This window comes from Agrococcus phoenicis, assembly GCF_047302415.1.
Lineage (GTDB): Bacteria > Actinomycetota > Actinomycetes > Actinomycetales > Microbacteriaceae > Agrococcus.
Genome location: NZ_CP154854.1, coordinates 834,440 through 845,257, shown reverse-complemented (window position 1 = coordinate 845,257; position 10,818 = coordinate 834,440). Strand labels below are relative to the sequence as shown.

Genomic DNA, 10,818 nt, shown 5'->3' with positions numbered 1-10,818 from the left:
CAATGGTGCTACGGTGCTCCCATGGAGTCACCGATGCTCGCCACGCAGCGCCGCGACACGATCGCCGCCCGCATCCAGGCCGAGGGGCGCGTGCTCGTCGCCGGCATCGCCCGCGAGCTCGGCATCACGGCCGAGACGGTGCGGCGCGACCTCGACGCTCTCGAGCGCGCAGGGGTCGCGCGTCGCGTGCACGGCGGCGCGGTCAGCGCGAACCGCTCGAGCCTCGTCGAGACGGCCATCGCCGACCGCCAGGACGCCAACGCCGAGGGCAAGCGCCGCATCGCTCGGCTCGCCTGCGAGCGGCTCCTGGCATCCGGCGCCACCAGCGTGCTGCTCGACGCCGGCACCACGACCGCAGCGGTCGCCGCCGAGCTCGTCTCCACCTGGCCGGGCGCGGGAGGCCCGCGGCTCGTGGTCGCGACGCACTCCCCCGCCATCGCGCAGCTCCTCGCGGCGCATGCGTCGATCGAGGTCCACGCGCTCGGCGGTCGCATCCGCGCGGTGACCGGCGCCGCCGTCGGCGCCCAGACCGTGCTCGCGATCTCGGCGCTGCGCCCCGACGTCGTCATCCTCGGCAGCAACGGCCTCGACGCCGCCGGCGCCTCGACGCCCGATCCCGACGAGGCCGCGGTGAAGTCGGCGATCGTCGCGGCGGGCCGCCGCGTGGCGGTGCTCGCCGACTCGTCGAAGCTCGGCGAGGCGTCGCTCGTGCGCTTCGCGGCCCTGGAGCAGCTCGACGTGCTGCTCACGGACGCGCAGCCGCCCGAGGCGCTCGCCGCGGCGCTCGCCGACGCCGACTGCGAGGTGCACGTCGCATGATCCTCACGCTCACCCTCAACCCTTCGATCGACCGCACGGTCGAGCTCGTCGCACCGCTCCAGCGCGGTGCGGTGCAGCGGGCGGGCGCCGCCGCGGAGGAGGCGGCCGCAGGCAAGGGCGTCAACGTCACGCGCGTGCTCAGCGCCGCCGGCGTGCCCTCGCGCGCGATCGTCGTGTCGGGCGCCCACGACCGCTTCGCCTCGCTGCTCGACGCCGACGGCGTCGATGCCGTGCTCGTCCCCGGGGACGCGCCGGTGCGCACCAACCTCTCGCTCACCGAGGCCGACGGCACCACCACGAAGGTGAACGAACCCGGTGCACCGCTCGCCGCCCGCGCCATCGCCGCGGTCCTCGCCGAGGTGCGCGCCCACGCGGCCGCCGCCGAGTGGCTCGTCATCGCCGGCTCCCTGCCCATCGGAGCGAGGCCCGAGCTGATCGTGGAGGTCGTCGAGGCCGCCCGCGCGGCGCGCCCCGGCATCCGCATCGCCGTCGACACGTCTGGCGCACCGCTGGCAGCCGCGGTCGCTGGCGGGGGCATCGATCTCGCCAAGCCCAACGAGGAGGAGCTCGAGGAGCTGCTCGGGCTCGCGCACGGCGCCATCGACGGCCCCGCTGCCGCGGCCGCCGCCGCCCGCGCGCTCGTCCAGCTCGGCGTCGGCACCGTGCTCCTGACCCTCGGCGCGAGCGGAGCGATGCTCGCCGACACCACCGGGGTGCTGCACGCCACCCCGCCGCCCACCGCCGTCCGCTCGACCGTGGGTGCGGGAGACGCGAGCCTCGCCGGCTGGCTCATCGCGCACGCTCGCGGCGACGACTCCTCAGGGCGGCTGCAGCAGGCCGTCGCCCACGGCTCCGCCGCGGCGGCGATGCCCGGCACCGGATTCCCGACGCCCGAGGATGCCGACGCGAGCCGCGTCGCCGTCCGCTCGATCGAAGCGCCCCGCCCCACGACCCCCGACCCCGCGGCACCCGTCGCGCGACACCAGGAGCACTGATGCCCCAGATCCTCACCCCCGACCTCGTCCTGCTGGACGCCGACCTCGGCGCCGACAAGGAGGCCGTCATCCGTGCGCTCGCTGCGCGCGCCGCCACCACCGACCGCGTCGTCGACGGCGACGGGCTCGCGGCCGCGGTGCTCGAGCGCGAGGCGCTCACGCCGACCGGCATGGGTGCCGGCATCGCCATCCCCCACTGCAAGTCGGCAGCCGTGCGAGAGCCGAGCCTCGCGTTCGCGCGACTCAGCCCGCCGGTCGACTTCGGGGCGCCCGACGGCCCCGCCGACCTCGTCTTCATGATCATGGCGCCGGAGGGCGCCGCCGAGACGCACCTGGCCGTGCTCTCCCGGCTGGCCGGCTCGCTCATCGACGAGCGCTTCACCGAGGCGCTGCGCACCGCTGCGAGCCCCGCGGATGTCGTCGCGCTCGTCGAGGAGGTCGTCGCCGACCGCGACGAGGAGGCGGCCGCTCCGGTCGAGGAGGGCTCCCGCAGCATCGTCGCCGTCACCGCGTGCCCGACCGGCATCGCGCACACCTACATGGCGGCGGATGCGCTCAAGGCAGCAGCAGCGCGCGCCGGCGTGCGCATCGACGTCGAGACGCAGGGATCCAGCGGCACCACGCGGCTCGACCCTGCCGTCATCGCTGCGGCGGACGCGGTGGTCTTCGCCGTCGACGTGGACGTCCGAGAGCGCGATCGCTTCGCCGGGAAGCCGTTCGTGCAGGTGCCCGTGAAGCGCGGCATCGACGCTCCGGACGCACTCATCCAGCAGGCGCTCGGCCACGCTGACGACCCGGCGGGGCCGCGCCTCGCCGGCGGCTCGGCCAGCGGTGGCAGCGAGCCCTCGACGCCGCAGGCGAGCGCCTCGCTCGGCGGCACGGTGAAGCGCGCCCTGCTGACCGGCGTCAGCTACATGATCCCGTTCGTCGCCGGCGGCGGGCTGCTGCTCGCGCTCGGATTCCTGCTCGGAGGGTTCGAGATCGCCTTCGGCGTCGAGGGCACCACGCTCTCCACCGCGCAGAGCGTGGCGCTGGGCTCGTCGCTCTGGAACCTGCCGGACGCGGGCCTCCTCTACTACCTCGGCTGCGTCGCCTTCGCGATCGGCCAGGCGTCGATGGGGTTCCTCGTCCCGGCGCTCGCCGGCTACATCGCCTACGGCATCGCCGACCGGCCGGGCATCGCCCCCGGCTTCGTGGCCGGGGCCGTCGCAGGGCTCATGGGTGCTGGGTTCCTCGGCGGCATCGTCGGCGGTCTGCTCGCCGGGGTCGCGGCCTGGTGGATCGGCAGCTGGCGCGTGCCGTCGTGGATGCGCGGCCTCATGCCCGTCGTGATCATCCCGCTGCTCGCCTCCATCTTCGCCTCCGGGCTCATGGTCGTGCTCCTGGGTGGGCCCATCGCGGCGATCTCCGACGCGCTGACCGACTTCCTCAGCGGCCTCAGCGGCACGGCGGCGATCCTGCTCGGACTGCTGCTCGGCACGATGATGGCGTTCGACCTCGGCGGCCCGGTCAACAAGGTCGCCTACGCGTTCGCGGTCGCCGGTCTCTCCGAGGGCACCCCCGAGAACCCGGCGCCCTGGATGATCATGGCCGCGGTCATGGCGGCGGGCATGGTGCCGCCGCTCGGCATGGCGCTCGCGACCGTCCTCGATCGCCGGCTCTTCTCGGTCGCCGAGCGCGAGAACGGCAAGGCGGCGTGGCTGCTCGGCGCCTCGTTCATCTCCGAGGGAGCGATCCCCTTCGCCGCCGCGGACCCGCTGCGCGTCATCGCCGCATCGATCCTCGGGGCAGCGACGACCGGCGCCATCTCCATGGCGGCGGGCGTGTCGAGCCAGGCACCCCACGGCGGCATCTTCGTCTTCTTCGCGATCGGCAACATCGGGATGTTCGTCGTCGCGATCGTCGTCGGCGCGATCATCACGGGCCTGACCGTCGTGGCCCTCAAGCGGTGGGCGCGTCGAGCGCCGATCTCGCAGGAGCAGGCGGCACCGGTCGCCGCCTGACGCCCGCTCCCGCACCGCGCGATCCCGGGGCCTCGCGGCCTCGGGATCGTGCGCGGGGCGAACCGGCCGGCCGATACGCCGGGTTCTGTCGTGGACGGTCATCTCTCTCGGGGATGCATTGCTGCAGCCCTCTAGCGACCTACCCGCGGATGGGACGAGCAGCCCCGTGATCCGCTGTCTGGTCTTGCTCCGGGCGAGGTTTGCCTAGCCGCGGCGCTCGCACGCCGCGCTGGTGGGCTCTTGCCCCACCGTTTCACTCCTGGCCCGCCGACGCCCGAAGGCACTGACGGGTGGATCTGCTCTCTGTTGCACTTGCTCGCGGGTTGCCCCGGGTGGACGTTATCCACCGCCCTGCTCTGCGGAGCCCGGACGTTCCTCGGCACCACCCGCTGCTTCCCGAAGGGAGCAGCGGCCGATGACGCGACCGCCTAGCCGACCGATTCGCTGCCGCCAGGGTACCGCGATCAGCCCTCGAGGCGCTTCCGGTAGAACGCGGTGGCGTGCAGCGGTCGGCCGCCGAACCGCGAGAGCTGCCTGGCCGAGCCCGGGTTCTGCCGCCCGACCGGCGTCGAGCGCAGCCGCTGGCACCCGATGTCGGCGAGGTTCGCGTGCAGTCGACGGCTCAGCAGCGAGACGATCCCCTTGCCCTGCGCGTCGGGCCGGGCGCCCTGGATCACGAGCACGGCATCCGGCCGCAGCTCCGTGCGGCGCACGACGAGCTGCCAGCGCTCGCGGAGGCCGAGCCGGCCACCCGACGCCTGCAGCAGCGGCGTCGCGTCGAGCACGGCGAACACGAAGGCGAGCGGCTGCTCCTCCTCGTCGCGCGCGATGAGGAACAGGCCCGGCTCGTGCAGCAGCCACAGGTCGGCGAACTGCGCGCGCAGCTCTGCGGCGGTGAAGGGCGTGAAGTGCGGCAGCAGCGCGAACGAGTCGTTGAGCAGCGGCAGCAGCGCGCGCAGCCCGCGCCCGAGCCCTGCCCGCGTCACCTCGTCGATCCGGATGCCCGCGACGTCGAGCTCCGCCACGCTCGGCCCGTCGTCGTCCTCGACGTCGACCAGCCAGGTGTCGCCCTCGTACCACCGCGCCATGCCGCGGCGCTCGAGCGCCTCGGGCAGCCACGACGGGTTCCACGGCGCATCGGGGAACGCACGCTCCTCGAAGCCCGACGTGATGACCCCGCCGGACTGGTTCGGCAGCAGCTGGGCCGGACCGAAGAGCTCCCGCGCGCCCGCTGCACGCGCGCGCCGCTCGATGTCGTCGAGCAGGGCTGCGAGCACGTGCTCGCCGGGTGCGGCGAGCGCGCCGAACACCTGGGCACGCGTGCCGAGGCGGGCATCGAGCCGGTCGTCGCGGTGCGCGATGGCTCGACCGACGTGCTCCTCGCCGTCGCGCGCGAGCAGCAGGGTCACCGGGTGCGGATGCGGTGCCGTGCCGTCGAACCAGGACCGCACCGTCCGCTCGCGGAGCGGCACGGACCGACCACGATGGGTGTCGCGACCGAGCTGGAGGAACGCGGCGAGGCCCGCCTCGTCGGCGACCTCGACGACCTGCATGCGGCACCTCCTCGGTGTCGATGCTACGTCGCGCGCGTGCGCTGCGGGGATGAGTCGCGGCAGTGGCCGGGGTCGCGCCCCGAGCCGAGCGCGCCCTAGATGCCGCTCTCCTCCGTGCGCACCAGGATCGCCGAGGAGTTCGGGTCGAGCAGCACCTCGTCCTCCGCCGCCTGGCGGATCTCGTGCAGCTCGGAGGAGGTGAGCTCGACGCCCGACGCCGTGGAGGTGCGGTGCTGCAGGAGCGTCGCACCGATGCCGTAGCGCTCGCGCTGCCGGTCGTAGAGGGCGAGGAGCTCGGCCGGGATCGTCGAGCTGCGGTCGCCCCGCTCGGCGCGCGCCTGCTCGAGCTCGCGCTGCAGCCCCGCAGCATCGACGTCGCGCTCCGCCGCCAGGCGCTCCCGCTCGGAGCGCGCGGCGTGCGCGGCCTCGCGCGCGGCCGCGAGCGCAGCCGCGGCATCCTCCTGGCGCTGCATCGCCTCGAGCTCGAGATCCTCGAGGTCGCCGCGGCGCTTCTCGAGCGTCACGATCTCGTGCTCGGTCGCCGTCGCGACCCTCGCGTCGGTGATCGTCGGCAGCCGGTCGCGGTTGCGCTGCAGCCGCGCCTCGACGGTCTGCACGTCGTTCTCGATCCTCGCGACCTCGGCACCGATGTCGTCGTGCTCGCCGAGCCGCTCGAGGACGGCGCGGTCGAGCTGCACCAGCTCGGTGTCGAGCTCGTCGATGCGCTTCGTCTGCGGCAGCGCCTTCAGCTTGCCCGTGAGCCGCACGATGCGCGTGTCGACCTCCTGCAGCGTCAGCAGCCTCCGCTGATCCTGGTTGGTCGCCTTCAGTGCCATGCCTGCTCCTCCTGCGGGACCGCGAAGTCCCATGGGTCTGTCCTGATCTCGCTCACGATGACCTCGACGCCGGGCAGCGCCTGCCGCAGCTGCTCCGCTGCCGGTCGCAGCCAGAGCGACTCGCTCGCCCAGTGCGAGACGTCGACGAGCGCGGGGCCTTCGCCCGCCTCGTGCCGCTCGCGCGCATCCGACGCCGGGTGGTGCCGCAGGTCGCTCGTGATGTACACGTCGGCGCTGATGACCGCGGCCTCGCGCAGGAGCGAGTCGCCTGCGCCGCCGCAGATCGCCACGCGCTCGACGAGGCGCTCGGGGTCGCCCGCGGCTCGCAGGCCGCCAGCGGCGGCGGGCACGATTCCCGCCAGGCGCTGCACGAGCTCGCGCAGCGTCAGCGGCTCCGGCAGCTGGCCGACGCGCCCGAGGCCCTTCGCGGGGTCGACGCGGTTGACGACGATGGGCGAGACGTCGACGAGGCCGAGCATCGAGGCCAGCTCGCCGCTCGTGCCGCGGTCGACGGCATCCGCGTTGGTGTGCGCCGCCAGCAGCGCGATGCGCCCGCGCACGAGACGGGTGATGATGCGCCCGGCCGGTGTCGTGGCGGCGACGCTCGTCGCGCCCCGCAGCAGCAGCGGGTGGTGCACGAGCAGCAGATCCGCGCTGCGCTCGACGGCCTCCTCGGCGGTGGCCCCGACGGCGTCGACGGCGAGCAGGATGCGCTGCACGGCATCTGCCGGGTCACCGGCCACGAGCCCGACGGCGTCCCAGTCCTCTGCGGTGGCGGCGGGCCAGAGCGACTCCACCGCCAGCTGCACCTCGGCGACGCTGGTCATGCGCTCCATCCTAGGGATGCGCGGCGGGCGCCCCGGACGGATGGCAGGATGGTGCGGGGCGGTTGGCGCAGCTGGTAGCGCACTTCGCTTACACCGAAGGGGTCGCCGGTTCGAGCCCGGCACCGCCCACCGCGAGCGCCTCGCGCCTCAGCCCCGCAGCGGCGAGCCCAGGACCGTGAAGCCGCTCCCGCTCATCTCGCCCGAGAGGAGCGGCATCGCCTCCTCGATCGCGCGGCGCACGCTCGGCAGCTGCAACGAGGCGCGGTGCGCTTCCGCCGAGGTCCACAGCTCGGCGACGAGCACAGCATCCGGCGCATCCTCGCTGATCCCGACCTCGTAGAGCAAGCAGCCTGCCTCGCCGAGCTCCTCGTTCCTGCGGGTCAGGATCGCGACGACGTCGTCGCGATGACCGGGTCGGACGCCGAGCGTCCCCACGTTCGCATGTGTCATGGGCGAACCCTAGCGACAGCGCCTGCCCGCGCTCCTATCCCAGGGCGGCGAGGGCCGCGCGGTAGGCGCCCATGTCTCGCGTCTCGGAGGGGCTGACCCTGAAGTGCGCCGCGATCCTGCCGTCGGCATCGATCACGTAGGTCGCTCTGGTCGCGACGCCGCGCTCCGGCAGGAAGGCGTCGTAGGCCTCGGCGACCGCCCCGTGCGGCCAGAAGTCGCTCAGCAGCGGGAAGCCGAGCCGCTCCTGCTCGTGGAAGGCGCGCAGCGATGCCGCCGCATCCACCGAGACCCCGAACACCCGGGCGTCGGCGCCCTCGAAGCCGGCGAGCTCGTCACGGATCGCGCAGAGCTCGCCCGTGCACCGACCGGTGAACGCGAGCGGGAAGAAGACCAGCACGACGGGAGCGCCGCGCAGCTCGGAGAGCGTGACCTCCTCGCCCGTGTGGTCGGTGAGCGTGAAGTCGGGTGCTCCATCGCCGATGTGCAGCGCCATGCGGGTCCTCTCAGCAGCGGCTCGTGCGTGCACCCATCGTGGCATCCGCGGTCGATAGGGTGGAAGGTGCGGGCGCCGACACCCAGGCGCGCCTCCAGATCGACGTCAGGAGCTTCGGTGCTGAACGACCAGGACCCCTACTCGGGCCACACGAACGACGCGGACCCGAGCGAGACCGCGGAGTGGCAGGAGTCGCTCGACCAGCTCGTCGAGGCGCATGGCCCGCAGCGCGGTCGCGAGATCATGCTCAGCCTGCTCAAGCGCTCGAAGGAGCTGCACCTGGGTGTGCCGATGGTGCCGACCACGGACTACCTCAACACGATCGCCGCCGAGGACGAGCCCGACTTCCCCGGCGACGAGCAGCTCGAGCGCACCTACCGCCGCTGGATCCGCTGGAACGCCGCGATCATGGTGCACCGGGCGCAGGCGCCCGGCATCGGCGTCGGCGGCCACATCTCGACCTACGCCTCGTCGGCCGCGCTGTACGAGGTCGGTCTCAACCACTTCTTCCGCGGCCAGGACTCCCCCGACGGCGGCGACCAGATCTTCTACCAGGGTCACGCCTCCCCCGGCATGTACGCCCGCGCGTTCCTCGAGGGCCGCCTCAGCGAGGCGCAGATGGACGCCTTCCGCCAGGAGAAGTCGAAGGCGTCCGACGGCATCCCCTCCTACCCGCACCCGCGCATGATGCCGGAGTTCTGGCAGTTCCCGACCGTCTCGATGGGCCTCGGCCCCATCAACGCGATCTACCAGGCGCAGGCCAACCGCTACCTCGCCAACCGCGGCATCAAGGACGTCGCGGACTCGCAGGTGTGGGCGTTCCTCGGCGACGGCGAGATGGATGAGGTCGAGTCGCGCGGCGCACTGCAGCTCGCGGCCAACGACGGCCTCGACAACCTCAACTTCGTCATCAACGCCAACCTCCAGCGCCTCGACGGCCCGGTGCGCGGCAACGGCAAGATCATCCAGGAGCTCGAGTCCTTCTTCCGCGGCGCGGGCTGGAACGTCATCAAGGTGGTCTGGGGCCGCGAGTGGGATGCGCTGCTCGACAACGACCACGAGGGCGCGCTGCGCGACCTCATGAACGCCACCCCCGACGGCGACTTCCAGACCTACAAGGCCGAGTCCGGCCTGTTCGTCCGCGAGCACTTCTTCGGCCGCGACCCGCGCACGCTCGAGATGGTGAAGCACCTCAGCGACGACGAGATCTGGGCGCTGAAGCGCGGTGGCCACGACTACCGCAAGGTCTACGCCGCCTACAAGGCAGCAGCCGAGCACAAGGGCCAGCCCACCGTCATCATCGCGAAGACGATCAAGGGCTACGGCCTCGGCAAGAGCTTCGAGGCGCGCAACGCCACGCACCAGATGAAGAAGCTCACGCTCGACGACCTGCGCGACTTCCGCGACGCCATGCAGCTCGACATCTCCGACAAGCAGCTCGAGGCCGACCCGTACCACCCGCCGTACTGGAACCCGGGCACCGATTCGCCCGAGGTGCAGTACATGCTGGAGCGCCGCCGCGAGCTCGGCGGCTTCACGCCGGAGCGCCGCGCGAAGCACACGATCATCCCGCTGCCGGAGGCGAAGACCTACGACATGCCGAAGAAGGGCTCCGGCAAGCAGGAGGTCGCCACGACCATGGCCTTCGTGCGCCTGCTGAAGGATCTGCTGCGCGACAAGGGCTGGGGCGACCGCATCGTCCCGATCATCCCCGACGAGGCGCGCACCTTCGGCATCGACGCCTTCTTCCCGACGGCGAAGATCTACAACCCGAAGGGCCAGAACTACACCTCGGTCGACCGCGACCTGCTGCTGAAGTACCGCGAGGCGCCCGACGGCCAGATCGTGCACGTCGGCATCAACGAGGCGGGCGCGATGGCGGCGTTCACCGCCGCCGGCACGTCGTACTCGACGCACGGCGAGCCGCTCATCCCGATCTACGTCTTCTACTCGATGTTCGGGTTCCAGCGCACGGGCGACTCCATCTGGGCGGCCGCCGACCAGCTCTCGCGCGGCTTCCTCATCGGCGCCACCGCCGGCCGCACCACGCTCGCGGGCGAGGGCACGCAGCACGCCGACGGCCACTCGCCGCTGCTCGCCTCGACGAACCCCGCGGTGCTCGCCTACGACCCGGCATACGGCTACGAGATCTCGCACATCGTGCAGATGAGCCTCGAGCGCATGTACGGCGACGAGCCCGAGAACGTCATCACGTACCTCACGGTGTACAACGAGCCGATGGTGCAGCCCGCCGAGCCGGAGGGCGTCGACGTCGAGGGCATCCGTCGCGGCATCCACCGCGTCTCGGTCAGCGATCACCACCCGATCAAGGTGCAGCTGCTGGGCTCGGGCGTCGCCCTCCCCTGGCTGCACCACGCGCAGGAGCTGCTGGGCAGCGACTGGGGCGTCTCGGCCGACATCTGGTCGGTCACCTCCTGGAGCGAGCTGCGCCGCGACGGCCTCGCCGCGGACGAGCACAACTGGCTGCACCCGCAGGCCGACTCGAAGGTCCCGTACGTGACGCAGCGCCTGTCGGAGGCCGAGGGCCCCTTCATCGCGACGAGCGACTACATGCGGGCGGTCCCCGACCAGATCCGCGAGTGGGTGCCCGGCGACTACGCGACCCTCGGTGCCGACGGCTTCGGCTTCGCCGACACTCGGGCTGCCGCGCGCCGCTTCTTCACGATCGACAGCCACTCGGTCGTCGTGCGGGCGCTCGACGCGCTCGCGAAGCAGGGCAAGGTGCCGCTGGGCATGGTGCAGCAGGCGATCGAGAAGTACCGCCTGCACGACGTGAACGCGGGTGTCTCCGGCACGGCCGGCGGCGACGCGTGAGGCGCTG

The 10,818-nt window shown here is 72.8% G+C and carries 9 protein-coding genes, 1 tRNA gene and 1 other RNA gene; 5 read left to right on the top strand and 6 right to left on the bottom strand.

All coding sequences use genetic code 11. From position 1 onward, the window contains the following. Positions 1-21: 21 nt before the first annotated feature. From AA0Z99_RS04120 to AA0Z99_RS04110, 3 genes are read left to right on the top strand one after another with little or no spacing between them, the layout of a single operon-like run. Entirely contained in the window at positions 22-819 is a 798-nt protein-coding gene (locus AA0Z99_RS04120) for a DeoR/GlpR family DNA-binding transcription regulator (RefSeq protein WP_413319721.1), read from the top strand. Beyond that, on the top strand, positions 816-1,814 hold the full coding sequence (locus tag AA0Z99_RS04115; RefSeq protein WP_413319719.1) for a 1-phosphofructokinase family hexose kinase: 999 nt from the start codon (positions 816-818) through the stop codon (positions 1,812-1,814). Before AA0Z99_RS04120 ends, AA0Z99_RS04115 begins: the two co-directional genes overlap by 4 nt. Continuing rightward, entirely contained in the window at positions 1,814-3,817 is a 2,004-nt protein-coding gene (locus AA0Z99_RS04110; RefSeq protein WP_413319717.1) for a fructose-specific PTS transporter subunit EIIC, read from the top strand. Before AA0Z99_RS04115 ends, AA0Z99_RS04110 begins: the two co-directional genes overlap by 1 nt. 58 nt (positions 3,818-3,875) lie before the next feature. Here the strand turns inward: AA0Z99_RS04110 and rnpB are convergent. The 4 genes from rnpB to AA0Z99_RS04090 all read right to left on the bottom strand — a co-directional run bounded on the left by rnpB (position 3,876) and on the right by AA0Z99_RS04090 (position 7,033). After that, positions 3,876-4,257: RNase P RNA component class A (gene rnpB, locus AA0Z99_RS04105), an RNA gene on the bottom strand. A 24-nt stretch (positions 4,258-4,281) separates the two neighbouring features. Then, positions 4,282-5,370, bottom strand: a complete 1,089-nt coding sequence (locus tag AA0Z99_RS04100; RefSeq protein WP_413319715.1) for a hypothetical protein — start codon at positions 5,368-5,370, stop codon at positions 4,282-4,284. 95 nt (positions 5,371-5,465) lie between these two features. Beyond that, positions 5,466-6,206 (bottom strand): zinc ribbon domain-containing protein, encoded by a 741-nt coding sequence (locus AA0Z99_RS04095; RefSeq protein ID WP_413319713.1) that lies wholly within the window; start codon positions 6,204-6,206, stop codon positions 5,466-5,468. Continuing rightward, the gene (locus AA0Z99_RS04090; protein WP_413319711.1) at positions 6,197-7,033 is read right to left on the bottom strand and encodes a Nif3-like dinuclear metal center hexameric protein; all 837 of its coding nucleotides are present in this window, start codon (positions 7,031-7,033) and stop codon (positions 6,197-6,199) included. Before AA0Z99_RS04090 ends, AA0Z99_RS04095 begins: the two co-directional genes overlap by 10 nt. A 56-nt stretch (positions 7,034-7,089) precedes the next feature. Here AA0Z99_RS04090 and AA0Z99_RS04085 point away from each other — a divergent pair. After that, positions 7,090-7,162: transfer RNA gene (locus tag AA0Z99_RS04085), tRNA-Val, on the top strand. A gap of 18 nt (positions 7,163-7,180) precedes the next feature. Here the strand turns inward: AA0Z99_RS04085 and AA0Z99_RS04080 are convergent. Together AA0Z99_RS04080 and AA0Z99_RS04075 are read right to left on the bottom strand one after the other, a co-directional pair. After that, positions 7,181-7,483: a putative quinol monooxygenase gene (locus AA0Z99_RS04080; RefSeq protein ID WP_413319709.1), complete on the bottom strand. Its 303-nt coding sequence runs from the start codon at positions 7,481-7,483 to the stop codon at positions 7,181-7,183. 34 nt (positions 7,484-7,517) lie between these two features. Then, positions 7,518-7,976, bottom strand: coding sequence for a peroxiredoxin (locus AA0Z99_RS04075; RefSeq protein WP_413319707.1), 459 nt, complete (start codon positions 7,974-7,976; stop codon positions 7,518-7,520). A 117-nt stretch (positions 7,977-8,093) separates the two neighbouring features. On the opposite strand from AA0Z99_RS04075, the gene aceE reads away from it, so the two are divergent. Beyond that, positions 8,094-10,811, top strand: a complete 2,718-nt coding sequence (aceE, locus tag AA0Z99_RS04070; RefSeq protein WP_413319705.1) for a pyruvate dehydrogenase (acetyl-transferring), homodimeric type — start codon at positions 8,094-8,096, stop codon at positions 10,809-10,811. Positions 10,812-10,818 lie beyond the last annotated feature (7 nt).